This is a genomic window from Halopseudomonas maritima, from assembly GCF_021545785.1.
GTDB classification, from domain to species: Bacteria; Pseudomonadota; Gammaproteobacteria; order Pseudomonadales; family Pseudomonadaceae; genus Halopseudomonas; species Halopseudomonas maritima.
Map to the genome: position 1 here is coordinate 694,884 of NZ_CP079801.1, position 25,128 is coordinate 720,011.

The window sequence follows — 25,128 nt, forward strand, 5'->3', positions numbered from 1 at the left end:
AGCGTGCCCGCCAGTTGAATTCCGGGCGGCCAGGTACGGCCAAACCACATATGCCTGGATAGCCTATGACCCTTTCCGAACAGCGCCAGTCCCTGATTACCATCTTGAACAGGGGGGCGGTCAACAGCCTTTTTCAGCCCATTGTCTCGACACTGGAAGAACGCATCGTAGGGTTCGAAGCGCTCAGTCGGGGCCCGTCCAACAGTCCGCTGCACTCCCCCCTGACATTATTTGCCGCCGCCCGCCACCACGGCATTCTCACCGAGCTGGAAATGCTCTGCCGCGAGCGCGCCATCAGCCGGTTCCGCAGCCTTGGTCTGCCGGGCAAGCTGTTTCTCAACGTCTCTCCAGAGAGCCTGCTGGAGCAGCAGCACTACCGCGGTCAGACCCTGGCGCTGCTGGAGGCTAACGGCCTATCCCCTGATCAGATTGTTATCGAGCTGACCGAGCAGGCGCCGATTGAAGACCTGTCTCTACTGCAATCAGCGCTACTCCATTACCGCGACATGGGGTTCTCCATCGCCCTCGACGACTTGGGCGCAGGCTACTCGAGCCTGCGGCTGTGGTCTGAACTGCAGCCGGAATACGTCAAGATTGATCGCCACTTTGTCGATGGTATTCACCGCGACCCGGTCAAGCGCGAATTCGTCAGCTCCATCCTGCAAATGGCCAAGGCCTCGCGCGCGCAAGTGATTGCCGAAGGCATCGAGCTGCGAGAGGAGCTGGCGGTGCTGCAGGAAATCGGCATCGACTGGGTGCAGGGCTACCTGCTCGGGCGCCCGGATAGCCACCCGGCATTGAACGACACCAAGCTCGCCGAACTGCTTGGCCAACATCAAAGCGGGGGCAATGATGATGCCCCCATTCACAGCTTGCTGCTGCCGGTCGGCGGCATCCCGGAGCACACCAAAGTACAGCACGTGCTCGACTGCTTCCAGCAACAGCCGTCACTGAACACCCTGGCTATTGTCGATGAGCACCAGCGGCCGATTGGTGCGGTACAGCGTCACGCCCTCAGCCAGACGATGCTCAAACCCTTTGCCCAGGAAATCTACAGCCGCAAACCAATCAACCAGTTGATGGATCCCGATTGCCTGGTGGTAGACATCCGCCAGAGCCTGCAGCGGGTCAGCCGACTGCTTACCAGCCGCGCCAGGCAGCGCCTGGAAGACGACTTTATTATTGTCGATCAGGGCGTCTACAAGGGGCTGGGGCGCGGTATCGACGTGCTGCGCCAGATCACCGAGCTGAAGCTGCAGCAGGCGCGGCACGCCAACCCACTGACCCTGCTGCCCGGCAACATCCCCATTCAGCAGTGCCTGCAGCGCTTGCTGGAACAGGCCGTTGACGCACGCCTGTGCTATATCGACCTGGACAACTTCAAGCCCTTCAACGACCTCTATGGTTACGGCAAAGGCGATGAAGTTCTGCTTGGCCTGGCACAACTGCTACGCGAACTGTGCGATCCGCGCTGTGACTTCGTTGGCCATATCGGTGGCGACGACTTCATGCTGGTGATGCGCAGCAGTGACTGGAGCACTCGCCTGCAGCAGCTCGATCAGCGTTTTGCTCAGTTGTGTCGCAGTCTTTATAGACCAGAGCATATCCAGGCCAACGGGTTTACCGCCCCCGACCGCGAGGGCAAATGGCGCCACCATGACCTGCTGAATCTATCCATCGGCGTCATTCCCCTGCTGGGCCACCAGGCCGATCGCTTTGACCCGTCACGGCTGGCAGAGCTCGCCTCGCGAGCCAAGCATGACGCCAAAAAACAACGTGGCTTCAGCGTGGTCGTGCAACACCTGACCCTGACCCCTTTTGACAATAGCGAGACGCCGATCAACCTCTGCAGCTAAGATCAGCGAATGATCTATGCTCTGGGGAACACGAATCGGTAACACCCAGCCGCCAGCAACCGAGTAGCGCTGGCCGGCACCCAGCGGTATTGATACGTGCTTGCCAACCATCTGTGGGGACGTCGTGAGAGTCATTCTGTACTGTCTGCTGGTACTGCTGGGCTGCAGTTCAACCCTGCACGCTACCCCCCTGCTGTGGGGCTACTCGCCCTCAGACCCGCCGCCGTACGTTGCGCTGTCCGGGGTTGACCTGCAACCAAGCCTGACCCGTGAACTGGGCGAGTTGGTCGGCGAATACCTGAATCGCCCGGTAACCTTCATCGCCCTGCCAAACAACCGCATCGACGAGGCACTGGACAGCGGTCGCATTCACCTGATCTGCAATACGCAACCCGAATGGCACAGCAAGCCAACTCAACTCTACTGGTCAGAGGTTTTATACGACGACGCAGACGTTGTCGCCACCGCTGCAGGCAAGCCGGCGCCGGATAGTCTGAGCAGCCTGCAGGGTGCGCTGGTAGGAACTACATTCGGGTATCACTACAGCAGCGCCCTGACCGCAGCCTTCGCGCAGGGCGCGCTGACGCGCCACGACGTGAGGGATATCCAGACACGCCTGAAGATGCTGGAGCGCGGTCGCCTTGACGCCAGCATTGACCTGCGCCGTGCGCTGCGCCACCACCTGCGCATCACACCAGCCGCCATCACCGTAAGCGACTGGGAGCTGGAGCGCTTCTACCTGCGCTGCGCTGCGCCCAAGCGCAGGCCGGGCAGCGAACAGCTCATCAACGCTATCGACCAGCTGCTCAGCAACGGCCAGATCCAGCAATTACTGCAGCGATACGAGTAGCGACGGGTTACCCACAGGATCTGTGGATAACTCTGTGAAGAAAACTAGGAAAACCGTCTCAAACGCCCGTTTATATGCGCCTGCAGACAATCCGCGCATATTTTGACCAATGAAAAATATGCATGTTTTTCAGTCAGTTACGACCTAGGCGAGAAATCAGAAAAGGAAGGGAAAGTAAATAGCAGGTGTTACCGAAAAATGTGCATAACAGTAACACTGAAACGCCCGACGGCCTTGCCTCGGGCGTTTCGACGTGTTACCGAATCACTCTTGGCGCGGCTTGATGGAGACCAACTCCATGTCAAAGACCAGGATCGAGTTCGGCGGAATAACCGGGCTCGGGCTGCGCGGACCGTAGGCCAGTTCAGCCGGGACAGTCACCGTCCACTTGTCGCCAACGTGCATCAGTTGCAGCACTTCGACCCAGCCCGGAATAACGCCAGCTACCGGCAGCTCAGCCGGCTCGCCACGCTCCAGAGAGCTATCGAACACAGTGCCATCGATCAAGCGCCCTTCGTAGTGGACGACCACAACATCGTCCGCCTGCGGCTGAGCAGCGTCCTCATCGCCCGAGGCAACAACCTCGTACTGCAGACCAGACTCGGTGCTGGTCACACCGTCTTTAGCAGCGTGTTCTTCAAGGTACTTCTTGTTGGCATCCAGCGCTTCGTTGGCAAGTGCCTCAGCGCGCTCCTGTGCGCGCTGCTGCAGCGCGTTGAAAGCACTGGTCAGCTCTTCATCGCCCACCCGCTGCTCTTGCTTGCCAAGCGCATCCTGCAGGCCCAATGCCAACGCCTGCGGATCGATATCTTCCAGACCATCCTGCAACAGGCTCTGACCCATGTTAAGGCCAATACCGTAGGAGGCTTGCTGGATGGGGGTAGTGAGTTCCGGTTGTTTTTCCTTGTCACAACCGGCCAGAACCAGGACACCGACTGCAACGCTGACTGCCAGCAAATTACGCTTCATGCTTACCTCAATAGACAGACCCGACACGGGCGAAAGTAAGCAGGCAGCTTATCAGGGCTTGCAGATGCAGGCTACCGGGACGACAACGAATGTGACCCTGTACCGCAGGCAAAAACAGAAAGGGGAATCAGATACTACAGGAGGGGGGAAATGGCGCAGCGGACGGGACTCGAACCCGCGACCCCCGGCGTGACAGGCCGGTATTCTAACCAACTGAACTACCGCTGCGCTATTCTTCGAGTGGTGGGTGATGACGGGATCGAACCGCCGACCCTCTGCTTGTAAGGCAGATGCTCTCCCAGCTGAGCTAATCACCCGTTTGCTCTCGAAGTGGTGCGCATTCTAGGGAGCTTTTTCGAATCTGGCAACACCTTTTTCAAAAAAAAATTCAGGTTATTTCAATATCTTATTCCACCCCCCGGAAACACTGGCTGCCAACCGATGGCTGAGGCACTATTGGGCGCTTTCCCCGGGAAGCACAATCGAACCGACCCGCCCAGCGATGGCAGAGTAGGTTCCTTCGTTCGTTGCTTCCCAAGACCTTAGCAACAGAAAGGACAGCACCATGTGGTTTCGTAACCTGCTCATCTATCGCTTCAGCCAACCCGTCCCCTTCAGCGAATCCGAGCTGGTCGACGCGCTCGAACAGAAAGCCGCCCGCCCCTGCGCCAGTCAGGAGACCCACACCCTTGGCTGGACCACGCCCTGGGGCCGTCACTCGGAAAACCGTGTAGAGGTCAGCAACGGCTACTGGCTGATCGCAATGCGCAAGGAAGAGCGCATCCTGCCCGGCAGCGTGGTGAAGGAAGCGCTGGCCGAGAAGGTTGAGGAAATCGAGAACCGCGACGCCCGCAAGGTCTACAAGAAAGAGCGCGACACACTCAAGGACGACATCATCATGTCGCTGCTGCCTCGCGCCTTCACCCGCACCCAGACCACCTTTGCCTGCATCTGCCCGGCCGAAGGCTGGATCGCGGTCGACAGCTCCAGCCACAAACGCGCCGAAGACCTGCTGAGCCTGCTGCGCGAATGCACCGGCTCGCTGCCCGTGCGCCCCCTGAACGTAAAAATCGCGCCGGCTGCCTGCATGACCCAATGGGTGAAAGAAAACCAGGCTCCCGAGCAACTGCAGATCGGTGACGATTGCGAACTACGTGACACCAGTGAAGACGGCGGCGTGGTGCGCTGCAAGCGTCAGGATCTGGCCAGCGACGAGATCCAGCTGCACCTGAGCGCCGGCAAGCAGGTCAGTCAGCTGATGCTGCAATGGCAAGAGAAGCTCAGCTTCAGCCTGGACGACAAACTGACCCTCAAGCGCGTGAAGTTCGAAGACTTGCTGCGCGACGAAGCGGAAGAAAATGGCGGTGACGATATGCTCAGCCAGCTGGACGCCAGCTTCACCATCATGTCCAACACCCTCAGTGAGCTGATCCCCTCTCTGACCAATGCGCTGGGCGGTGAAGACATTCCTCAGGGCGTGTAAATCGCCATTGTGCCTGAGAGACTCCCCCCTCTCAGGCAACCAGCAAACCTCGGCCGCGTTGCCGGCAAGATCGTCAAAGCGTTGCCACACATGGGCTCCAGCAAGCTATCCACAATATCTGTTGATAAGGTTGTGGATAGCCTGACCAAAAGCGCTCACACACCAGTACCGACGGGGCACAAGCTCAGAATGGTTAAAATTTAACCTATTTTTTTCCCTTTAAAATCAATAGGTTATTTGCAAGACAGGAATATCAATCACTTAGCGCGCAATGTAACAGCCAGATGACAAGACGCCCCATGCTTGTGCACAAAACCAGGGATGTCGGCGCCGATAAGGGGCACAATTGATCCACAAATCCACCATAAAACCCTTGACGCGGGCCGGCGCTTTCACTCCTGATCGAGCAGCCAGGCAATAGCGTTAGTCGCAGCGGTGCTGCGCGGGTAGCTATCTTGCAGGTAGCGCATACGGCGCTTTGCCCGGTCCAATTGCCCGCGCTCGGCGTCCAGCAATGCCAGGTCGTACTCGGCCTGAGCCAGGCCCTCCAAAATAGATTGCATGCGTGTTGCCACTTCGCTGCGGTACTGCGACTGCGGGTACTGCCGCACAAACTCCACCATCCGCGCATGCGCGATTCGTCCCTGCTGCAAGCGCGCCTGGCTGTCGCCGCCGGCCAGTTCAAAACGCGCATAGGGGACCAGCGCCGCAAGGTAGGCTGCATAGTCCTGGTCAGCCCGCCCGACAAAACGGCTCTGATAATCAGCCAGCAACTCTTCACTCAACGCCAGCTGTGCGTTGGTCAGGCACTGATAGGCTGCTTCCAGGTGCAGCGGCGGCTGTTGCGCAGCGATCACCTCAGCGTTCAACTCCGCAGTACATTGACCCATACCCAGGCGCGCACGCAGATCAGCCAGTGCCGACTCGCTCTGCGGACTTACCTGCGAGGCTGCACACCCCCCTAAGGCCATTGCCAACACCAGAGCACCGGCAGACCGCACTACAGACCCCATTCTCAATTCCTCATTCATTGCAGGTTTGCTCGCCAGTGTATCCAGCCATCGGCGTCCGGTCGCCCCAGCAGACGCAGTCCATCGGCCAGCGCCGCTTCCGCAGCGGCGCGCGCCTGCAAGCGGGTATCCAGCTTCAGCGGAGCCGCTGGTTGCCAGCGAGCGCTGCCCTGCAGGCCCAGCGGGCCGCCGTTATCGGACAGCGCCATCAACAACCAGCCATCCTGTTGACTCAAGGTGGCGCCCAGGTCACCCAACGCCAACGGATTAGGCAAGCCACCACCAGCATTCTGCCAGCCGATGCGCCCCTCGGCTCGGGTGACTTCACGAAAGTCGCGCAGCTCCAGCTCGCTGATATCGAGCAGCCAGTCACCTTGCAGAACAAAGGGCGCCTTGTTCACCTGTGCCATGCTGGCCGCATCAAGGTAACCGTTGACCTGCTGCAGCGTGATGCTGCCCAGCCCGGCGCGCACCAGCGCCCGCACTTGCCCCTTGCGCGGCCGCCAGCTGAGGTCCAGTACAACCTCACCCTGCACAAGCCCCGTCGGCTGCCAATCCCAACTGAGCGCACCTTGGTCGATGCCGGCCACCTGCATGCGTGCCACCTCACCCTGCCACAGGGTGCCACGCAGCCCGGTCAGCTCCACCCGGGTGGGCAGGTGCCCCTGCAGAGACTGCCAGACCAGTGTGGCCGGCAGATTGGCCAGCAGCGTCAGCAGCAACACCAGGGTCGCCAGCAACCACAGTTTTTTGCCGCGCAGCCAGCCGCTCATTGACTACGCTCCAGCAGAATACGCGCCGCGACCTGACCAGGAGCTTCGCCCACGTCGATGGACAGCTGCGTTACCTGCAGGCCCTGACGTGACTCCAGATCGGCCAGCCAGCTCATCAACGGGTCGAAGCCGACCTGATCGAAACTCAGGCGTGCGCCCGCGCCTTCCGGTTGCACCCGGCTCAACGCCTGACGCAGTCCGGCAGCATTAGCCGACACCTCGATCAGCGTCAGCACCGAGCCCTGCGCCGGCACGCCGGCACTCGCGGGTGCCAGGCGCGCACGACGACGCACATCGTCAGCCACCTGATCCATCCACACCGCCTCTGCCGACAACCGCGCCACCTCGGCGCGCAGGGCGCTACGCCCCTGCACCAGCGGCTCCCAAATGGCGATCCAGAAAACAATCAGCGCCAATACGGCGCCACCTACCATGAGAATAAGCCGCTCTCTGGCGGCCAGCCCTGCCCACCAGGCCTTCATGATTCACCCCTTGCTATACGTATCCGTGCACTGACACCACCATTCTCCGAGTCCGCACCCTCAAGCTGCTCGGTAATACCGGCACTGGCAGCCAGAGCCGCGCGAAGCTTTTCCAGCTCGGCAAAGCTGGCGACCTTCAACTCCACATCCAGCGCCTCGACACTGCCGCGTAGCTGGCGGATCTCTACCCCGCTTTGTCCCTGCAAGCTGGTGAAGAAGGCGTGCAGCAACATGCCGGCGCCCGCCTGAACCTGCGTGCTACTGCCCTGCAGCTGCTGTTGAAACTGTACTAACGGGTCCTGCAGGCGTGCCCCCGGCAGTGCGCGGGAGAAGGTGGTTTCTATCTGGCTGCGCAGGGCATCGCGCTCGGCCTCCAGCGCGGCACGCTCTGCGCCCAGCCAGCCGACCGTCAGCAGTACTACCACACTGGCGGCCACCAGCACCGGGCGCAACTTGCGCCAGGGTGGCGCCGCCATGCTGACCGCGTAGGGTCCAGTCAGCAGGTTGAGTGGCGCGGCTGTCGCCAACTGGCCCTGCAAGCTGCCTGAGGCTTCAGCCGATGCCGGCGATGACAGGCGGGTATCGGCCGGAATGCTGGCCTGCAAGGACGCAAGCTCGGATGCCGGCCCACTCAACTGCCGCTGCTCCGGCGCCAGCGCCTGCAAACGGTTGTTTAGCCAGAACGGCAACAATGCTGGCTCCAGCAGCACCGGCTCGGCGTCGGCCGCGCTTACCAGCCAGCCTGAACAGTCCGGCCAGTCAAGCGCCTGCAAGCGCAATCCTTGCTCCGGCGCCTGATCGGCGTACAAGGCGGCAAGTGGCAGCAGCGCCTCAAGCCGCAAACCGCTCGTGGCAAAGCGCCCGCTCCAATATGCCAGCAGCCGATGCTCCACGACCGCCGCACTGATCTGGCCGTCCGCGCGCTTGGGCCCCATGACGATATGCAGATCGTCCAACTCCTGACTCAGGCGTTCCTCCAGGGCGTAGGGCAACGCGGCGCGGATGGCAGCAGTACGCTGCCCCGGCAGACTTACCCGATGCAGACCAACGCCATCGGCCAGCAGAGCGCGCACCCGTTCACCCGCGTAACGCTGGTGCAGTCCTTCCAGGCGATCCTGCCCCCGCTCCAATACCTGCCCCTCTCGACCCAGGCGCCACCAGTGCAGCGGCTGGTCCTGCTCGGAGGCAGCAGTCGCTGCGGTCAAAAGCACTATCAACATGCATGCATTCCTGTTGTTGTCACGGCTCGCAGGCCGTCTGTTCGCGCAGCACTACCTTGCCATTGGGCGCATCCAGCAGTGTGCACTGATAAAACTGTCGTTCGCCAAAGCTGGCCACCACCTGCAGCCGCATAAACCAGGGCGCGTCACCGCCGACGCCCTGGTTGGCAAATATCTCCTGCATCAGCTCGCGGCTGCGCTCCAGATCGATCGGGCTCTGGTCCGACGGATAGGCCGTCACATAGGGGGCCAACGCCTGCCAGGCTTCACTGTTCATACCACTGACGGCATTCAGTTCTGATGCCACCAGCATGGTGCGGTTGGCTGACAGGCGCGGCGGCGAGTCGAGCTGATAGATCGCGTCGTCGGTTTCCGGGTTCATCCAGTCGCTGACCGCCAGCGCCAGCTGACTGCCCGGCGGCATGGCCACGCCGCTGTCGCGCGCGACGCGGTCGACCAATTGGGCAAACAACGCCTGCTGCTGTTCGTCGCCGCCAGCCAATGCGTTAAGGTTGAAGCGGCAGCGCATGTCATCCAGCGTCGCCTGCAGCTGCACCTGATCGACCTCGAAGGGCAGCACCGGTGACAGACAGGTATCCCATATCAGGTCGTCCGGGCCGTCGGCCTGCTCCAGAATTTGCAGCACCATCTTCTCGGCGCCCAAGGCAATCTGCTGTGACAGGTCGCGCTCGAACACCGCGCTGCTGCGACGGATGTCAGCCTGCCCCCGCATGGCCATACCAACCGCGGCCGTTACCGCCAATGCAACGATCAGCAGCGCGGTAATCAGGGCCACACCCTGCTGCTTGCGACTGTTCATTGGCCCACCGCTATCAGGCGCCGAACTGCCCCCAGACGCGGCAGCTCAAGAACCACCTCAACCGCCAGCGGCAGCTGAGTAGACTCCGGATCCAGATCGGCTGGGGGCCAACTATCAACCCGCTCAAGGCCACTGGCGCCGCGCACTATAAAGTGAAAGGCGCTATCCACGCCCAGTCGCTCATCTTCGCCCACCAGCTCGGCAAAGGGTTGCAAGCGGCGACTGTCGGCATCGGCGATGTCCACACCGGGCCATAGCTCACGTTCCAGACCGCGCTCGGTAAGGCGCCAGGCAGTGCGACGTAGCCGCGCATCGCCACCGGCGCCGGCACGCACAATTTCCAACAGCGGATACTCGTCGCTGCCGGGCTGCAGGCGCAGCGGTGGTAGTCGATCACCAAACTCGTCGCGCACGCGAATGTCCACCAACTGCGACAGGTCGCGCTCCAGCACGCTCAGGCTAACCTGCAAGTCGCCCAATACCTGGGCATGCTCACGACTGATCTCATTGACCTGCAATACCGAGCGCAACCCCTGGTAGGCGACCACGCTCATGATCGCGAACACCGCCATGGCAACCAGCAGTTCAAGCAGGGTAAAGCCCCGTTGGCGCATCATGGCAGTACGAACCCGCTGACCACTGCGCGCTGCTCGGTCTCGCCGCCTGGCAGCAGCCAGACGCGAATGTCGATGCGCTTGACCGCCGGTAGCGGAAACGGTGCTTTGGCGGTGTAGTCGCTGATCCTGGCCTGATAGCCAAACCGATAGGGCCCCATGGGGGTTTCGCCCTTCAGCTCGCCGTCGCTCGCCGGCCGCATGCCCGACTGATATTCGGCCAGCAGGTTACTGCCGGCCCAGTGCGCCAGGGTGCGCTCCTGCAGGTAGGCGCTGTTACGGGCATGGTCGCTGCCGGCCTTGACCAGCGCCGCCAGCGCGACGGCCAGGATGGTCAGCGCCACTAGCACTTCCAGCAGGGTAAAACCAGACTGGCTACGGGCGTTCACTGAGCACCTCGATCTGACCGTTCAGCTCGGTGCGAATATAGCGTTTGAGGTTGCCCTTGCGCTCAGTCAGGATGATTAGGCCCGGGGTCATCTCACCGGTATTGCCCAGACGCAGCTGCGGCGTCCAGGCAGTGCTGCCAGACAGCCGGCCGGCCTGCTCGTCCGCCTCAAAGTCCAGCTCGATCAGCCCTTCGGGCAGCAGGTAGGGCCCGAGCTGCGGATCCTGCACCGGCTGCCATTCACGCGTCGCATCATCCAGCAGCACCAGGTCCAGCAGACTGTAACCATCGCGGCGCAAGCCCAGCGCCCGCTCGTTGCCGCCACTGATCAGCAGCTCATCACGCGCCAGCTTGAGTACAGCGGCCAGGCGATCACTCTCCTTACGCAATTCCCGCTCCGCGCCATTACCCAGCGACAGCGTCGCCAGTCCGGCGATGACACCGATCAGCACCAGCACCACCAGGACTTCAATCAGGGTAAAGCCGGCGCTGGCTGAGCGCGCCGGCTGGCGGGCGGAAGAGCTCGACATCAGCGCTGGCCGTTCTGATCCAGATTCCAGTTGCCGATGTCAGCGTTGTTGTCGCTGCCGCCACTGCGCCCGTCCGCGCCAAAGCTGTAAAGGTCGAACAGGCGGCCATCGCGGCCAGGGGTCTGATACTGGTAGTCGTTACCCCACGGGTCCTGCTGCAACCGATCCAGATAACCACCCTGACGCCAGTTGCGCGGCGCATCCTGACCAGTGGGCTGCTGCACCAGCGCACGCAGACCCTGCTCGGTAGTGGGGTAACCAAAGTTGTCGAGACGGTACAGGTTGAGTGCGCTTTCAATCGCGCGAATGTCGCTTTGTACCTTGGTTGTGCGCGCCTGATCAGGGCGGTCCATAACCCGCGGCACGACCACCGCGGCGAGAATACCGAGGATAACGACCACTACCATCACCTCGATCAGGGTAAAGCCGCGTTGCGCCGCGCGGCCGAGAGCTTGTCGTTTGGACATCGTCAGTTCACCAGTTGGTTGAGTTCAAAGATCGGCAGCAGAATGGCCAGTACAATCACCAGCACCACCGCGCCCATGGTCAGAATCAGTAAAGGCTCGAATACCCCCATCACCATGGCGATGCGCGCTTCCAGCTCGCGCTCCTGGGTTTCGGCGGCGCGCTCCAGCATGCTGTCCAGCGTGCCGCTGCTTTCGCCGCTTTTGATCAGACTGAGGGTCATCGCCGGAAAATAGCCGCTGCGCTCCAGCGCCAACCCTACCCCGGCGCCTTCACGCACGCGCTGAGCGGCAGCGGACACCGCCTCGCGCATGGGCAGATTGGAGATCACGCTGGCGCTCATATTCAGAGCATCCAGCAATGGCACCCCGCTACCCGCCAGAATGTTCAGGGTGCGGGCAAAACGCGCGGTGTTGAGGCCACGGGTCAGGCGGCCAATCAGTGGCAGGCGCAGCAGAAAGTCGTGCCAGCGACGCTGGTAGGCCGGCTTCTTCAGCAGCAGGCGCGCGCCGTAAATTAGCCCCGCCAGCACCAACAGTATGAGAACGCCCCAATCACGCAAGGTGTCGCTGACGGCAATCAGCGAGCGGGTCAACAGCGGCAGCTCCTGATTCATGCCATCAAATACCTTGACCACCTCCGGCACGACGTAGGTCAGCAGCGCCACAGTCACCAGCAGCGCTACACAGGTCAGAATCGCCGGATAGAACATCGCCAGCTGAATCTTCTGACGCATGGCGTTCTGCGCCTCGACGTTATCGGCCAGGCGCTCCAATACCAGGTCCAGACGGCCGGCCTGTTCGCCGGCTGCGATGGTGGTGCGGTAGATCACCGGGAAGACCGAGGGGAACTCACCCAGCGCATGGGCCAGCGGCAAGCCTTCCATCACGCGGGTGCGCACCGCGGTCAGCGCGGAGCGTACGCGAGGGGATTCGCTCTGCCTGGCGACCGTAGCCAACACTTCTTCGATTGGCAGACCGGCGCGCGCGAGAGTCGCCATTTGCCGGGTCGCCAGCGCCAGCTCCAGCGGTTTGATGCGCTGCTGAAATACCGGCATGCGCAGCAACGCCTGGCGCTCGGCCACCTGGCTGACCGACATCGGCGTGAGCCCCTGCTCACGCAGGCGGCTGCGCACCTGACGCGGAGAGTCGCCCTCCTCTACCCCCTTGCGGGTGCGGCCAGTGCCGTCCAGTGCAGTGTATTCAAAGGCAGGCACCCTCAGTCCTCCCGCGTCACGCGCAGCACTTCTTCCAGCGTGGTGTCACCCGCCAATACGCGGCGCAGACCATCCTGACGAATGCCCATCTGCGCCAGCCGGGCGTGGCGCACCATCGCCTGCTCGCTGGCACCGTCATGAATCAGGCCGCGCAGGGTGTCGTCAATCTCAACCAGCTCATAGATACCGGTCCGTCCGCGATAGCCGGTGCCATTACAGGCACTGCAGCCAGTCGCGCGATACAGGGTTGGCGGCTGCTCTGCCGCCACGCCCATCAGGCGGCATTCACTGGCGCTGGCCTGATGCGGTTGGCGGCAATCCGGGCACAGGGTGCGCACCAGCCGCTGAGCCAGTACACCGTTCAAGGTTGAGGACAGCAGGAAGGGTTCGATGCCCATGTCACGCAGACGGGTAATGGCACCGACGGCGGTGTTGGTGTGCAGGGTGGAGAACACCAGGTGGCCGGTCAGGCTGGCCTGAATGGCGATCTGCACGGTATCCACGTCACGGATCTCACCGACCATCACCACGTCCGGGTCCTGACGCAGAATCGCACGCAGGCCGCGGGCAAAGGTCATGTCGACCTTGTTGTTGATCTGCGTCTGACCGATACCGTCGAGGTAGTACTCGATCGGGTCTTCCACGGTAAGAATGTTACGACTGCGATCATTCAGGCGCATCAAGGCCGAGTACAAGGTCGTCGTTTTACCGGAGCCAGTCGGGCCGGTGACCAGCACAATGCCGTGCGGCCGGCTGATCACCCGCTCCATGGCGTCGTAGTGCTCAGTACACATGCCCAGTTGGCGCAGTTCCAGACGGCCAGCCTGCTTGTCGAGCAAACGCAGCACCACCCGTTCGCCATGCCCGGACGGCAAGGTCGAGACCCGCACATCCACTGCGCGGCCCACCAGGCGCAGGCCGATACGGCCGTCCTGCGGCAGGCGTTTTTCGGCGATATCCAGCTTGGCCATGACCTTGATCCGCGAGACGATCACCGGCGCCAGCGCGCGCGGCGGCTCCAGTACCTCACGCAGCACACCGTCGACCCGCAGGCGAATCGACAGGCGGTTTTCGAAGGGTTCGATATGGATATCCGAGGCGTTTTCCTTGACTGCCTCGGACAGCAGCGCGTTGATCAGGCGGATGATCGGCGCTTCGTCCTGGGATTCCAGCAAATCTTCCGGCTCAGCCAGCGACTGGGCCACCGAGAGCAAATCGGCATCATCGCTCAGCCCTTCAACAAACTGCATGGCGTCATTGGCTGAGCGCTCGTAGCGATCACGCAGGCGCGCAGCAAAGCTGTCATCGTCCAGCACCACCGGCAGCAGCGGATGCCCTAAACGGCGACGCAGTTCCAGCAACCCCTGCGGGTCGCAGTCGGCGCGTACAAAAACTTCCATCTGGCCGTCTTCCCGCAGGCTGCCGGTCAACACACCGACACGACGTGCGAAACGGTAACCGGTATCGGTTGGCGCGCTGACAGCGGCCTCCGGGGCGCTGATGTCCGACTCGCTCATAACTAGCCTCCGCTCGACGGCGGCGCGCTGATGGTGGTGGGCGGCGTGCCCTGCATGGCGTTCTCAAAGGGCGGCGGCAGGGTCAGCAGGTAGTTCCAGTCCGGCAGCACCGGCACGCCATCGCCCACGTCCAGGCGCCCACGGCGGTTCTGTTCCGCCAACTGGCGGTCACGAATATAGCTGTACTTGCTGTGCGTCAGGCTCTGCGCCACCGCCGAGTCGCGCACAATCACCGGGCGCAGGAAGATCATCAGGTTGCGCTTTTGCAGAGAGGCGGTGTCATAGCGGAACAAGCGCCCCAGCCCCGGAATATCGCCCAGCCCCGGCACCTTGTCGGCGGTTTCGACCATCTGGTCGTCGATCAGCCCGCCCAGCACGATCATCTGGTTGTCATCGACCATCACGTGGGTGGTCAGGCTGCGCTTGTTGGTGATGATGTCAGCCGCACCGCTGGTGCCCGGCGCAATCTGCGAGACTTCCTGGGCGATCTCCAGACGTACGGCGTTACCTTCGTTGATCTGTGGCCGAATCTTCAGCTTGATACCCACATCTTCACGCTGAATGGTGTCGAAGGCCTGACCGGAGTCCTCCACCGAGCGGCCGACAATAAAGGGCACGTTCTGGCCCACTACGATTTCGGCCTCTTCGTTGTCCAGCGTCAGCAGACTGGGCGTGGACAGAATGTTGCTGGCGGTATCGCCCTGCAGTGCATTGACCAACAAGGCGATCTGGGTACTGCCGATGCTACCGATGCCGCCCAGGGTAACGCCGCTGCCGAGCGAAGGAGGCGAGCTGATGTCGCCTTCCAGAAAGCTGTTCACGCCGGCCGCCAGATCAACGATACCGTTGCCATTGCGATTGAAATTGATGACACCGACACCGGCATCTTCGCTACCAATACCCCACTGCACGCCCAGTTCCTTGGCACGGTCGTAGGAGACCTCCGCAATGACCGCCTCGACCAGCACCTGAGCACGGCGAATATCCAGCTGACGGATAATGGAAGACAGCTCGCGCGACAGCTCGGCCGGCCCGTAGATCACCACCGCGTTGGTGCTTTCATGGGCCTCGATACGCACCCGGTTCTGCTCTGCTACGTTAGTGCCGGCGCTGCTGGAGGAGACGCCGCCGCTACTACTTACAGAGCTGCCACCGTTATTGCGCTCCCGCCCCTCAGCGATACCACGCAACACCTCGGCGACCTCCTCGGCCTTGGCGTAACGCAGGTAATGCACCTGGGTGTTACCCTGATTACCGGACACATCCAGCTGGCGCACGACAGTGCGCAAGCCAGCGCGCGCCTCCGGGTCGCCACGCAGGATCACCGAGTTGGTGCGCTCATCGGCAATCAACTTGGGGCCGCGGGCAAACTCTTCGGCGGGCAGGTTGGCATCCAGCCCCTGCACAATGCGCACGACATCCAACGCAGAGGCGTGCTGCAACGGCAATACCTCGAAATCTTCCATCGACTCACGATCAATCCGCGAGATCAGCGACTTGATACGACGCACATTCGCCGCGGTATCGGCGATCACCAGCGAATTGGACTGGGCCGCCGCGGCCAGATGCCCACCCTTGGGCACCAGCGGCCGCAGGATACGTACCAGTTGCCCGGCATCCATATTGTTTACCGTCAGCACCTCGGTGATGTACTCATCGCCAGGGGTATCGTCACCCAGGGTGGCCACCTCGTTTTCCTTCGCCTGCACCTCAGGCACGATGCGCACCAACCCGTCGCTGCCGCGCACGGCGGCAAAGCCCTGGGACTTGAGCACACTGAGGAAAATGTCGTACAGCTCATCTCGGCGGATCGGCTGACCGGATACCACATTCACCTCGCCGCGTACGCGCGGATCAACAATAAAGTTGATGCCGGTTTCCTGGCTGACGATTTCGATCAGACCATTGATATCCGCATCTCGCAGATTGAGGACCAGGTCCTCCCCGTCTGCTGTAGCCCCGGCGGTCTGCGCCGCCAGCGGGCCACTAAGCGCCCCCAACCCCAATGCCAGCGCCAACGCCAGCCGCTGCTTCCGAAACTGCATCGACATCTGTATCAATCCATCGTAATCGTTATGTTCATCGGCTCACCGTCACGCTCCAGCGAGAGCGACACCGAGCTGGCATCGGTCAACTCGCGCAGAATGTCGCGGTAGTCTTCGATCTGGGATACTGGCGTGCCATCCACGTCGGTGATCACATCCCCACTCTTCAGGCCCGCCGCCTCGAACTCGCGCACATTGCGCGACGGCGAGACCTCCAGACCGTACAGCACGCCATCCACCATTACCGGGTTGGCACTGATGACTTCCATGAAACGCTGCGGATCGTTCAGCCAGGCCTCGCGATCAATGCGTGCCAGCCCGCCGTCCGGCGCCAGAGTCTGGGTATTGTCAGTCGTCGGCAAACCGGCCGAACGCGACGGGCGTCGACCGGCGCCAGCGCTTTCATTACGTTTGAGGCGCAGGGTTTCGAGTTGGCCGTCTCGCATCAACATCACGCGATCAGACAACACCTGCTCCAGACGCACCTGCCCGGGCAGACTGGCGCCCACGCGGTAGAGCTTTTCCGGTTGACCCTGGGTAACCAGAATGGCGGCGCTGCGCGCAGGGTCGGGATCGGCGAGCACGCCTTTGAGTGTCCAGCTCAGTTTGGTATCGGGGGCGTTGAGATCCAGCCGCTGCTGATTGGCGCGGCCAAGCGGCGATAGCAGCGCCAGCTCGCGAAACCCGGGATAAGTGGGGGTGTCCTCACCGGCACTCACTGCCAGAGACAGGGAACTGGCGGGTGGCAGAACGCTTTGCGGCACCACTAGAGCCCAGAGCAGGTGAGCCAGAATCCAGGCAGCAAGCAATACCAACAGGGCGGTGACGGCCGTAACGGCAGATTCCAGTGAGGGGCGGGCAACCGGGCGCATGCATTCTCCGAGGCAAAGAAAACTGACCACGTTGGGCGGCGTCAGTAAATGAAAAGATACTGACCTTTCTTTGCAAAATTATTGTTATAAGCCTGCAACAGGCTGCTCGTCTGCGCTCGATTGTCACGAATTTGCAATCCAGCAGCAACCCCCTGAACAGGTTATTCCAGAGGCTTCGTCTTGCAGCTGCGACGCTATCGAGTATCGCCTTGCACCCGCATCACCCAAATGGGCTATCTCGCCGACAGAGCAAACCCGGCACCACCCGTTTGGGTTACCCCGAAGTTACAGCGATAAAAAGGGGTTATAACCGACCATCCACACCTGCCAGGGTGTCTCAATCGGAGACAGTAAATACTTGCCTGGCCGAGCCCTTGCCGCTTAACTGGTCAGTGCAAGGCCTTTCAAAAAACAACTTGCAACGGAGAATAATAACAATGAATGCACTTCACCGGCCCGCACTGCTGGCTGTGCTCATTAGCAGTATCAGCCTCAGCGGCTGTCTGGGCAGCAGCAATGACGACGATGATGATGAGGTCAAGCGCCCGCAGCAGACGCGCATCGACCAAAACGTCTTTACCATCGACGAGTCCACCCTGCCCTTTGACGCACTGGCGGCCGCCGCGCCTTACAACACAACCAGCCGCTGGAGCGGCGTATTGAACGGCGCCGGCTATCGTATCGAGGTGCCGGAGAACTGGAACGGCTACCTGGTGATGTGGGCGCACGGCTACCGCGGTACCGGCAACGCGCTGACCGTCGACAACCCGCCGATGCGTCAGTATCTGATCGACAACGGCTACGCCTGGGCATCATCCAGCTACAGCACCAACTACTACGATGTGCGCGCAGGCGTGGAGGATACCAACGCCCTGGCCCTGGCCTTCACCGAAATCGCGGCTGACAATGGCCGTACTTTGGCGGCGCCTACCAAGTACTACATTACCGGTGCCTCCATGGGTGGCCATGTGACCGCTGCGGCGGTAGAGCGTGAAACCATCGACACCGCCAACAACGTGGTCGAATATGCCGCGGCAGCACCATTCTGTGGTGTGGTCGGCGACACCGAGCTGTTCAATTACTTTGGCGGCTACAACCTGTCGCTGTTTGCCCTGGCCGGCGAGCCCGCCGACAGCTTCCCGATTGCTCCGGCCGATGCTGCCGCCAAGGTAGCCGCTGCGCGCGCAGCCCTGTGGGTAGATTACGGCACCAACCCCAATGCCAACGGGCTGACCGCAGAAGGCCTGGGGCTGTACCAGACACTGAAGAACCTTAGCGGTGGCGAGCGGCCGATTTACCCGCTGGCCTTCGGTGGGTTTCAGGACCTGTTGCAAAGCTTTGCCGGCTCGGACGGCACGGTCGATGGCATCTTTCTGGAAAGCGTGATCAACACCGAGGGTCTGACCTACCGCTTCCAGACGGAGCTAGGCCAGCCGCTGACCACTGACGAGATCAACTTCAACGCTGCCATCCTCAAGGCTGACGCCGATGTCGACAGCGTCAACGCGCTGCGTAGCGACGGCTTGCGCTGGGTGCCCAAGGTCAACGGCGAGTTTGACGTGCCGGTACTCACCGCGCACACCATCGGCGACCTGTTTGTTCCGGTACTGATGGAGCAGGTGTATCGCCAGCGGGCTGAAGATCAGGGCAGTGCGGACAACCTGGTGCAGCGTGCAATGCGCGCCCCCGGCCACTGTGACTTTACCCTGACTGAATGGACGCAAACGCTGGCCGATCTGCTGACCTGGGAGCAAACCGGGGTCAAGCCCGGCGGGGATGACTGGCTGACGCCGGCCACCGTAGCCGACCCTGAGTTTGGCTGTACCTATACCAACAACGCGGGCGAGATACCCGGCAACGTGCCACGCTCGGCGATGCCGGCCTGTACGCCGCCCTAATCGCAGAGCACGGCCGCAAGCAGGGTCAAGGCGCAAAAAAGTGCCTCAGCCCTGCTTGCGCTCCTCATCCACCGCATCCACAGCCAGTCGCCGTACAAACTGTTTGACGTTGGTTTTGCCGCGCAGCTCGCGCACGTTGTCGGCCAGCTCCTTGACCTCGTCCTGCGGCAAGGACGCATTCAGCTCCTGCTGTACCTCATTCCACATGCCGCGCACCTTGCCGACTGCCCGGCCCGCGCTGCGTACCAGCGTGGGCAGACGCTCCGGCCCCAGCACCAGCAAGGCAACCACCGCCACCAGCAGCCATTCCGTCATGCCATTGCCGAACATGCTGCACCTCGCCTTCAGGCCTGACGGCTGGTCGATTCTGCGCGCACAGTCGTCTGCTCTGCAGCATCCAGAGCCAGTGCATCACGGGTCTCTTCGGTGTCCCGCACAGCCTTGCGGAAACCGCTGAGCGCGCCGCCCAGATCGCTGCCCACATTACGCAGACGCTTGGTGCCAAACAGCAACATCACGATGACCAGCACAATCAACAACGAGCCAATGCTAATTCCACCAATACCCATATAAACCTCCAATAAAAAGGCGGGCCAGCGCGGCGCGCTGACCCGTCAAACACACCAGATCAACCGTTATCAGCTACCGACTACGCCACCGTCGTTCTTCCATACGACCACAGTGGACGAGCGCGGCGGGCGTGTGGAGGGGGTGTTGTCCGGCCAGCTGCTGGAGTAACTACCGGCAGCGAACTGGGCACCGGAGGTACCTTCACCCGGATGCTGAACGTTGATGAACAGGGTTTTCTGGTCCGGCGTCATGGTGATACCGGTGATTTCCTGATCGATCGGGCCAACCAAGAAGCGCTTCATATCGCCCGTGGTCGGATCGGCTACCAGCATGGCGCAGTTGCCGAAGGGGTCGTCCCAGCCGCTATCCATTTGAATCCAGACACGGCTGTCCGGGTCAATCCACAGGCCGTCCGGCGAGCTGAGGATGTTCTCGGCAGTCAGGTCGTTGCCGTTCGGATCGGAGCCCTTGTTGTTCTCCACACCACTCTCGCCAGCGTCACCAGCAAACAGGAAGATGTCCCAGGTAAAGGTGGTCGCAGCCTGCTCGCCGTCTTCTTTCCAACAGATGATGTGGCCGTGGTTGTTGGCCGCACGCGGGTTGGCTTCGTTGAGGTTGCTATCGTCGCGACGCGTATTGTTGGTCAGGGTGAAGTAGACGTCACCGTTGGCCGGATCAACTGCGCCCCACTCCGGACGGTCCATCGGCGTGGCGCCCATGAAGTCAGCGGCCAGACGGGTGTTGACCAGCACGTCAGCCTGGCTGGTGAAGCCGTTGGCGTCGGTCAGACCGTTCTCGCCGTACACCAGCGGCATCCACTCGCCGGTGCCGTCGTCATTGAACTTGGCAACGTACAGAATGCCTTCGTCCAGCATGCTGCCGTTGGCGGTGGCGGCGTTGTAGTTGCTCGCGGTGACAAACTTGTAGATGTACTCGAAGCGCGAGTCATCGCCGGAGTAGCAGACCACCGGCTTGCCTTCTTCAGCCGGGGCAAACACCACGCCTTCGTGGCCAAAGCGGCCCATGGAGGTGCGTTTTTTCGGATTGCTGCTCGGGTCGAACGGGTCGATCTCGACCATCCAGCCGAAGCAGACCGGCTCATTGCGGTAATCACCGGTGGCGTCGGCAGCCTTGATGCTGGCGTCAAAGCGGATGTACTCGTCAGCACCGTTGTCGGCCAGTTCCCAGGCCCAACGACCGGTACCGCTCGGCACCCCATAGCGGGAATGCTCACGCGGGTTATCACCCTTGTTGGTGAAGTAGCCAGCCCAGTTTTCCTCGGCAGCCATGTAAGTGCCCCACGGGGTATACCCGTTACCGCAGTTGTTCAGCGTGCCGCGAGTCATGGTGCCGTTGGGGCTGTACAGCGTCTTGACGAAATCGGTGCCGCGAACCGGGCCGTGGATCTCCATCGGCGTCAGCGCGGTGATGCGGCGGTTCATGCCGTCAGGCTGCACGCTCCACTCATTGTTGGCACCCTTGACGATACGTACCACGGAAACACCGTGGGCATTCATTTCCTTGCGCACTTCGTCAGCCGGACGCAGACCGCCAACCAGCGGCGGCGTGGCACCGCTGGACAGCGAGACACCCTGGGCGGACGCGTGCATCAGGCGCGGTTCAACGTACTCGTGGTTGAGTACCAGCAGGCCGTCTTCGGAACTGTCGTTGATCGGGTAGAAGTGCATGCCGTCGTGGTGTGAGCCGACCTGCTCAGCCTGGTCATCACCGGTATTGTTGACCGAGAACGACGGGAAGCTGCCCAGAATCGGCGTGCCCCAGGGAATGATCACCTGATAGCTGTAGCCTTCGGGCACCACAATTTCATCAGCGGTGCTAGTAGCAACAGCGGAGAAGCCTAGCAGATCGCCAGCCGGCACCTCGCCAGCGTCGTCATCGTCAGAATCGCTGTTGCAACCGGCCAGTCCCAGGCCGAAGAAACCCAGCGCGGCAGCGCCGGCACTGCCCTTGAGCACCTGACGACGAGCCAGGCGGGCCTCCAGCACGCTGGAGAACAGCGGGTTCATCTCGCGGGTGCTCAATGGCTCATCCCCAGCCCCGTTGTCGACATACACCAGCTGATCACGTTGTTCGATGGACATCGATTACTTCCTCTCAGGTTTTTTGGTTTGTTTGAAAACCCGAACAGGATGGAGAGTAAAAATGACAGGACGAGCCGAAAACCATGAAGCTTTTATGGTGGTTGGCAGACACTAGGGTCTGTTGACGTTTCGCTCACCCTCCTGTTGCAGCCTGTAAAGCCGCCAATCAAGGAGCGAGGAGCGTAGTTTGGTCACTCCAAATAAACGACGAGCGACGCGGAGTGGCGGCTTTACAGGCGCAACCCGCAGGGCCGGAGCCATTTTTCGGCCATGCTGCGTTGTCGGTCGCTTATGTGGAATGACCACACTGCGCTCCCTCCGCCTTGCCTGGCCGAAAAATGGCCTCCGGCAGGCGGGTGAACGAAACGTCAACAGACCCTAAGGTGACAGCCAGATGACAGGCGCCGAGGCCCGCGCCAGAGCCTGGCATCCAGGCCGGCAGGTTGTCAGCGGCGGAGCGAAAGCAGGGTATCGAGCGAGGCGCGCAGCTTGCCGGCCTTGATTGGCTTGTTGAGTACCGCAACGCCCAGGGCACGCGCGCCCTGACGGCAGTCTTCGGTGCGATCAGCCGTAATCATCAGCGCAGGCAGATCCTCACCAAACTGCGCACGCAATGCCGCCAGTGCTTCCAGCCCGGTCCGGCCGCCGTCCAGATGATAATCAACCAGCGCCAGATCCGGCGCTCGGCCCTGCAGGCAACTCAGCGCCTGCTCAAGATCGGCGGCCGTCAGCACATCGGCGCCCCACTGCTGCAATAAGCCCTGCATGCTTTGCAGCACCATCTGCTCGTTGTCGATCACCAACAGGCGACGACCTTGCAACGGCACGGCCAGATGCGTTCCCAGGCTACTGCGCAGCTGACTGACCAATGGGCGCCGAACCAATGGCACACGCACGCTGAATACCGAACCGCGCCCCAGCCGCGAGCGCACCTGCACCTCAACCTTGAGCAGGCGCGAGATGCGCTCGACAATCGCCAGCCCCAGACCCACGCCGCGGCGCTGTCCGGGCCGGTCGACATCGAGCTGGTTGAACTCCTGGAATATGCGGCGGAAATGCGCCCGATCAATGCCGCGTCCGGTATCCCAAACCTCTATCCACAGATCGCTGCCCCGCCGTCGGCAGCCCACCAGCACACCGCCACTCTGGGTGTAGCGAATGGCGTTGCTGATAAAGTTGCGCAGGATACGGCTGAGTAGGCGAAAGTCCGTATGCACGGCGTGCGCGCAGGTGCGGCCACGCAAGCTGATGCCAGCCGCTTCGGCCACACTGCCGAACTCGCTGAGTAGCGGCTGCAGCAATTCATCCACACTGCAATCGCTGTATTCGGGCTGCAGGTTGGGCTGGTCCAGGCGCGCGATGTCCAGCAGGTCGCTGAGCATATCCTCCGCGCTTTCCAGCGCCGTGTGGGAACGCTCCACCAGCAGCCGCGCGCTCTCAGGCAAGGCAATATCGCCCAGCGTCGCCATCAGCAAACGCGCCGCGTTCAGCGGCTGCAAGAGGTCGTGACTGGCCGCGGCGAGATAGCGGTTCTTGCTGCGGTTGGCCTGTTCGGCGGCATCACGTGCCTTGCGTAACTCACTCTGAGTGCGCTCGTGCTCGATGATCTCGTAGCGCAAACTCTCGTTCAGCCCTTCCAGCTCATGGGTGCGCTGTTGCACGCGCTGCTCCAGCTCATCGTTGAGTTGTTGCATAGCCAGCTGCGCCTGCTTGCGCTCAGTCACGTCGGCAACAAAGGCTTCAATCACGTGGTCATTGGCATCGGGGCGCAGCAGAATATTCATGCGCGCGTCCATCAGCGTGCCATCGGCGCGCAGCAACCGGGTCTCGTACCCCGTCAGCTCGCCTCTGCGCAGCAACTGCTGACGAATACGTTGAAACTCAGACTCGCCACCCATAAAGAACTGCCCGCCCAACGAGCTGCGCGCTGCCACCAGCTCGGCGGCCGAGCGGTAGCCCAGCATGCGCGCCAACGACCGGTTGGCCGTGTGCAAGCCGTCAGCCAGGCTGGCCTGAAAGATCCCGTGAACTGCATTCTCGAACAGCCACTTGTAGCGGTTACGTTCTGCTTCCAGCTCCTCCAGCCGAGCCAACAGCTCCGGGTAGTAGCTCTTGCGCGATGACTGCGACCCCAGCCCGAGCAGCCCGGTGAGTACATCCCGGCGCGGGTCAGAGGGCCTCGGCATAGACGACCTCGACGTCCTTCACGCTGGACTCGCGCGGGTTGGTCAGAATGCACGGATCATCCATTGCGTGCAGCGACAGGGTGCGCAAGTCACTGGTGCTTACCCCATGCATACGCAGGCTCTGATGAAAACCCATGGCCTGTTTCAAGTCGATCAGGTGCTGGATCAGACGCGCGCGAATCTGCGGCGTCGTCAGCCCGCGGGTATCAATATCCAGCGTATTGGCGATCACCTTGAAACGCTCTGGCGCGGCGTCAAAGTTAAAGGCCACCACGTGTTCAACCAGAATGGCGTTGCACAAACCGTGCGGCAGATCGAGAAAGCCACCGAGGCTGTGCGACATGGCGTGCACGGCGCCAAGAATGGCGTTGGAGAAGGCCAGGCCCGCCTGCAGGCTGCCCAGCATGATCTGCTCACGCACGGCCAGGTCCTGCGGATTGCGCATCATATTGACCAGATTGGCGTTGAGCAGGCGCATGGCTTCCAGCGCATGGGCATCGGTCATCGGTCCGCTGCCGGTCGACACAAAAGCCTCAATGGCATGCACCATGGCGTCAATCCCGGTGCAGGCCGACAGAAAGGTATCCATGGTGGAGGTGGTTTCCGGGTCGATCAGCGACACATCCGGCACCACCGCCTTGCTGATAATGGAAAACTTCACCTTCTCCTGCTGATCGGAAATGATCACAAACTGCGATACGTCGGCCGAGGTGCCTGCGGTGGTCGGGATACAGATCAGCGGGGGGATAGGCGCACGAATGGTATCCACGCCTTCAAATTCCAGAATGTGCCGATCATGGGCCACCGCAATGCCAATGGCCTTGGCGCAATCGATAGGGCTGCCGCCGCCAATAGCCACAATGACGTTGCAGCCGGCAGCACGATACACCTCGGCGCCGTGCATCACCTCTTCGGTACGCGGGTTGGCCGATACCTGGGTAAAGAGCACGTAGTCGATATCCTGCGACTGCAGGCTCTGCTCCACATCCACTACCCAACCAGCGGCCTGCACACCCGGGTCCGACACCAGCAGCACCTTGCGGGCGCCGAAGGTGGAGGCGTAATTGGCAACAGTCTTGCGCGATCCGGCGCCAAAAATGATCTCTGGCGTCACAAACTTGCGCAACTGGCTGACATCGTAGGACATGCTTTGGCATCCGCGTTGTTGTTGTAGTGCTGTGGACTCAACAGGGCGTGGTAGAGCGGCACAGGCGGTCCCGGCAGACTACCCCAAAGTGGCTCGCTTTATAAGCCGCCCAAGT

At 61.7% G+C, this 25,128-nt stretch carries 23 protein-coding genes and 2 tRNA genes; 4 read left to right on the top strand and 21 right to left on the bottom strand.

Annotated elements, in window-relative coordinates:
- Positions 1-65: 65 nt before the first annotated feature.
- The gene (locus HV822_RS03170) at positions 66-1,856 is read left to right on the top strand and encodes a bifunctional diguanylate cyclase/phosphodiesterase (RefSeq protein WP_238872251.1); all 1,791 of its coding nucleotides are present in this window, start codon (positions 66-68) and stop codon (positions 1,854-1,856) included.
- Positions 1,857-1,980: 124 nt separating this feature from the next.
- A complete protein-coding gene (locus HV822_RS03175; RefSeq protein WP_238872253.1) occupies positions 1,981-2,706 on the top strand; it encodes a substrate-binding periplasmic protein in 726 nt (241 codons plus the stop codon).
- Between the two features lie 264 nt (positions 2,707-2,970).
- Here HV822_RS03175 and HV822_RS03180 read toward each other — a convergent pair whose 3' ends face one another.
- From HV822_RS03180 to HV822_RS03190, 3 genes are all read right to left on the bottom strand, one after another.
- Positions 2,971-3,675, bottom strand: coding sequence for an FKBP-type peptidyl-prolyl cis-trans isomerase (locus HV822_RS03180; protein WP_238872255.1), 705 nt, complete (start codon positions 3,673-3,675; stop codon positions 2,971-2,973).
- 151 nt (positions 3,676-3,826) lie between these two features.
- Positions 3,827-3,903: transfer RNA gene (locus tag HV822_RS03185), tRNA-Asp, on the bottom strand.
- A 13-nt stretch (positions 3,904-3,916) separates the two neighbouring features.
- Positions 3,917-3,992 (bottom strand) — tRNA-Val (locus HV822_RS03190).
- A gap of 248 nt (positions 3,993-4,240) precedes the next feature.
- On the opposite strand from HV822_RS03190, the gene rdgC reads away from it, so the two are divergent.
- Entirely contained in the window at positions 4,241-5,158 is a 918-nt protein-coding gene (rdgC, locus tag HV822_RS03195) for a recombination-associated protein RdgC (RefSeq protein WP_238872256.1), read from the top strand.
- Between the two features lie 392 nt (positions 5,159-5,550).
- Here the strand turns inward: rdgC and bamD are convergent, their stop codons facing one another.
- The 13 genes from bamD to gspC are packed head-to-tail and all read right to left on the bottom strand — an operon-like array spanning position 5,551 to position 17,110.
- Positions 5,551-6,171 (bottom strand): outer membrane protein assembly factor BamD, encoded by a 621-nt coding sequence (gene bamD / locus HV822_RS03200; RefSeq protein ID WP_238872257.1) that lies wholly within the window; start codon positions 6,169-6,171, stop codon positions 5,551-5,553.
- Positions 6,172-6,185: 14 nt separating this feature from the next.
- Positions 6,186-6,941 (bottom strand): type II secretion system protein N, encoded by a 756-nt coding sequence (locus HV822_RS03205; RefSeq protein WP_238872259.1) that lies wholly within the window; start codon positions 6,939-6,941, stop codon positions 6,186-6,188.
- The gene (gspM, locus tag HV822_RS03210; RefSeq protein ID WP_238872261.1) at positions 6,938-7,423 is read right to left on the bottom strand and encodes a type II secretion system protein GspM; all 486 of its coding nucleotides are present in this window, start codon (positions 7,421-7,423) and stop codon (positions 6,938-6,940) included. Before gspM ends, HV822_RS03205 begins: the two co-directional genes overlap by 4 nt.
- Entirely contained in the window at positions 7,420-8,643 is a 1,224-nt protein-coding gene (gene gspL, locus HV822_RS03215) for a type II secretion system protein GspL (RefSeq protein ID WP_238872262.1), read from the bottom strand. The genes gspM and gspL overlap by 4 nt, the downstream gene beginning before the upstream one ends.
- 19 nt (positions 8,644-8,662) lie before the next feature.
- Positions 8,663-9,463, bottom strand: coding sequence for a type II secretion system minor pseudopilin (locus HV822_RS03220; RefSeq protein WP_238872264.1), 801 nt, complete (start codon positions 9,461-9,463; stop codon positions 8,663-8,665).
- Positions 9,460-10,080, bottom strand: coding sequence for a type II secretion system minor pseudopilin GspJ (gene gspJ, locus HV822_RS03225; RefSeq protein WP_238872265.1), 621 nt, complete (start codon positions 10,078-10,080; stop codon positions 9,460-9,462). Before gspJ ends, HV822_RS03220 begins: the two co-directional genes overlap by 4 nt.
- Positions 10,077-10,466 carry a type II secretion system minor pseudopilin GspI gene (gspI, locus tag HV822_RS03230; protein ID WP_238872267.1) on the bottom strand — a complete coding sequence of 130 codons (390 nt, stop codon included), beginning with the start codon at positions 10,464-10,466 and terminating at the stop codon, positions 10,077-10,079. Before gspI ends, gspJ begins: the two co-directional genes overlap by 4 nt.
- A complete protein-coding gene (locus HV822_RS03235; protein WP_238872269.1) occupies positions 10,453-10,995 on the bottom strand; it encodes a prepilin-type N-terminal cleavage/methylation domain-containing protein in 543 nt (180 codons plus the stop codon). The genes gspI and HV822_RS03235 overlap by 14 nt, the downstream gene beginning before the upstream one ends.
- Entirely contained in the window at positions 10,995-11,462 is a 468-nt protein-coding gene (gene gspG / locus HV822_RS03240) for a type II secretion system major pseudopilin GspG (RefSeq protein ID WP_238872271.1), read from the bottom strand. The genes HV822_RS03235 and gspG overlap by 1 nt, the downstream gene beginning before the upstream one ends.
- Before the next feature lie 2 nt (positions 11,463-11,464).
- On the bottom strand, positions 11,465-12,676 hold the full coding sequence (gene gspF, locus HV822_RS03245) for a type II secretion system inner membrane protein GspF (RefSeq protein WP_238872273.1): 1,212 nt from the start codon (positions 12,674-12,676) through the stop codon (positions 11,465-11,467).
- 2 nt (positions 12,677-12,678) lie between these two features.
- The gene (gspE, locus tag HV822_RS03250) at positions 12,679-14,193 is read right to left on the bottom strand and encodes a type II secretion system ATPase GspE (protein WP_238872275.1); all 1,515 of its coding nucleotides are present in this window, start codon (positions 14,191-14,193) and stop codon (positions 12,679-12,681) included.
- Between the two features lie 2 nt (positions 14,194-14,195).
- Complete coding sequence (gspD, locus tag HV822_RS03255) at positions 14,196-16,244, bottom strand: type II secretion system secretin GspD (RefSeq protein WP_238872277.1); 2,049 nt, start codon at positions 16,242-16,244, stop codon at positions 14,196-14,198.
- Positions 16,245-16,249: 5 nt separating this feature from the next.
- On the bottom strand, positions 16,250-17,110 hold the full coding sequence (gene gspC / locus HV822_RS03260) for a type II secretion system protein GspC (RefSeq protein WP_238872278.1): 861 nt from the start codon (positions 17,108-17,110) through the stop codon (positions 16,250-16,252).
- Between the two features lie 437 nt (positions 17,111-17,547).
- On the opposite strand from gspC, the gene HV822_RS03265 reads away from it, so the two are divergent.
- Entirely contained in the window at positions 17,548-19,008 is a 1,461-nt protein-coding gene (locus HV822_RS03265; RefSeq protein WP_238872280.1) for an alpha/beta hydrolase, read from the top strand.
- 45 nt (positions 19,009-19,053) lie between these two features.
- On the opposite strand, the gene tatB is transcribed toward HV822_RS03265, so the two are convergent.
- The 5 genes from tatB to ercA all read right to left on the bottom strand — a co-directional run bounded on the left by tatB (position 19,054) and on the right by ercA (position 25,013).
- A complete protein-coding gene (gene tatB, locus HV822_RS03270; protein WP_238872282.1) occupies positions 19,054-19,323 on the bottom strand; it encodes a Sec-independent protein translocase protein TatB in 270 nt (89 codons plus the stop codon).
- 29 nt (positions 19,324-19,352) lie between these two features.
- Entirely contained in the window at positions 19,353-19,577 is a 225-nt protein-coding gene (locus HV822_RS03275; protein ID WP_238872284.1) for a Sec-independent protein translocase subunit TatA, read from the bottom strand.
- A 69-nt stretch (positions 19,578-19,646) separates the two neighbouring features.
- Positions 19,647-21,680 carry a PhoX family protein gene (locus HV822_RS03280; protein WP_238872286.1) on the bottom strand — a complete coding sequence of 678 codons (2,034 nt, stop codon included), beginning with the start codon at positions 21,678-21,680 and terminating at the stop codon, positions 19,647-19,649.
- Positions 21,681-22,126: 446 nt separating this feature from the next.
- Positions 22,127-23,866, bottom strand: coding sequence for a hybrid sensor histidine kinase/response regulator (locus HV822_RS03285; RefSeq protein WP_238872288.1), 1,740 nt, complete (start codon positions 23,864-23,866; stop codon positions 22,127-22,129).
- Positions 23,850-25,013 carry an alcohol dehydrogenase-like regulatory protein ErcA gene (gene ercA / locus HV822_RS03290; protein ID WP_238872290.1) on the bottom strand — a complete coding sequence of 388 codons (1,164 nt, stop codon included), beginning with the start codon at positions 25,011-25,013 and terminating at the stop codon, positions 23,850-23,852. The genes HV822_RS03285 and ercA overlap by 17 nt, the downstream gene beginning before the upstream one ends.
- Between the last annotated feature and the right edge of the window lie 115 nt (positions 25,014-25,128).

Excerpts from the sequence above, each read along its gene's own strand:
- HV822_RS03205 (WP_238872259.1), bottom strand. The coding sequence starts at position 6,941 with ATGAGCGGCTGGCTGCGCGGCAAAAAACTGTGGTTGCTGGCGACCCTG.
- gspE (WP_238872275.1), bottom strand. The coding sequence starts at position 14,193 with ATGAGCGAGTCGGACATCAGCGCCCCGGAGGCCGCTGTCAGCGCGCCA.
- gspJ (WP_238872265.1), bottom strand. The coding sequence starts at position 10,080 with ATGATGCGCCAACGGGGCTTTACCCTGCTTGAACTGCTGGTTGCCATG.
- gspG (WP_238872271.1), bottom strand. The coding sequence starts at position 11,462 with ATGTCCAAACGACAAGCTCTCGGCCGCGCGGCGCAACGCGGCTTTACC.
- HV822_RS03220 (WP_238872264.1), bottom strand. The coding sequence starts at position 9,463 with ATGAACAGTCGCAAGCAGCAGGGTGTGGCCCTGATTACCGCGCTGCTG.
- gspM (WP_238872261.1), bottom strand. The coding sequence starts at position 7,423 with ATGAAGGCCTGGTGGGCAGGGCTGGCCGCCAGAGAGCGGCTTATTCTC.
- gspL (WP_238872262.1), bottom strand. The coding sequence starts at position 8,643 with ATGTTGATAGTGCTTTTGACCGCAGCGACTGCTGCCTCCGAGCAGGAC.
- HV822_RS03265 (WP_238872280.1), top strand. The coding sequence starts at position 17,548 with ATGAATGCACTTCACCGGCCCGCACTGCTGGCTGTGCTCATTAGCAGT.
- HV822_RS03280 (WP_238872286.1), bottom strand. The coding sequence starts at position 21,680 with ATGTCCATCGAACAACGTGATCAGCTGGTGTATGTCGACAACGGGGCT.
- ercA (WP_238872290.1), bottom strand. The coding sequence starts at position 25,013 with ATGTCCTACGATGTCAGCCAGTTGCGCAAGTTTGTGACGCCAGAGATC.
- gspD (WP_238872277.1), bottom strand. The coding sequence starts at position 16,244 with ATGTCGATGCAGTTTCGGAAGCAGCGGCTGGCGTTGGCGCTGGCATTG.
- rdgC (WP_238872256.1), top strand. The coding sequence starts at position 4,241 with ATGTGGTTTCGTAACCTGCTCATCTATCGCTTCAGCCAACCCGTCCCC.
- HV822_RS03170 (WP_238872251.1), top strand. The coding sequence starts at position 66 with ATGACCCTTTCCGAACAGCGCCAGTCCCTGATTACCATCTTGAACAGG.
- gspC (WP_238872278.1), bottom strand. The coding sequence starts at position 17,110 with ATGCGCCCGGTTGCCCGCCCCTCACTGGAATCTGCCGTTACGGCCGTC.
- HV822_RS03275 (WP_238872284.1), bottom strand. The coding sequence starts at position 19,577 with ATGGGTATTGGTGGAATTAGCATTGGCTCGTTGTTGATTGTGCTGGTC.
- HV822_RS03285 (WP_238872288.1), bottom strand. The coding sequence starts at position 23,866 with ATGCCGAGGCCCTCTGACCCGCGCCGGGATGTACTCACCGGGCTGCTC.
- HV822_RS03235 (WP_238872269.1), bottom strand. The coding sequence starts at position 10,995 with ATGTCGAGCTCTTCCGCCCGCCAGCCGGCGCGCTCAGCCAGCGCCGGC.
- bamD (WP_238872257.1), bottom strand. The coding sequence starts at position 6,171 with ATGGGGTCTGTAGTGCGGTCTGCCGGTGCTCTGGTGTTGGCAATGGCC.
- tatB (WP_238872282.1), bottom strand. The coding sequence starts at position 19,323 with ATGACGGAATGGCTGCTGGTGGCGGTGGTTGCCTTGCTGGTGCTGGGG.
- HV822_RS03180 (WP_238872255.1), bottom strand. The coding sequence starts at position 3,675 with ATGAAGCGTAATTTGCTGGCAGTCAGCGTTGCAGTCGGTGTCCTGGTT.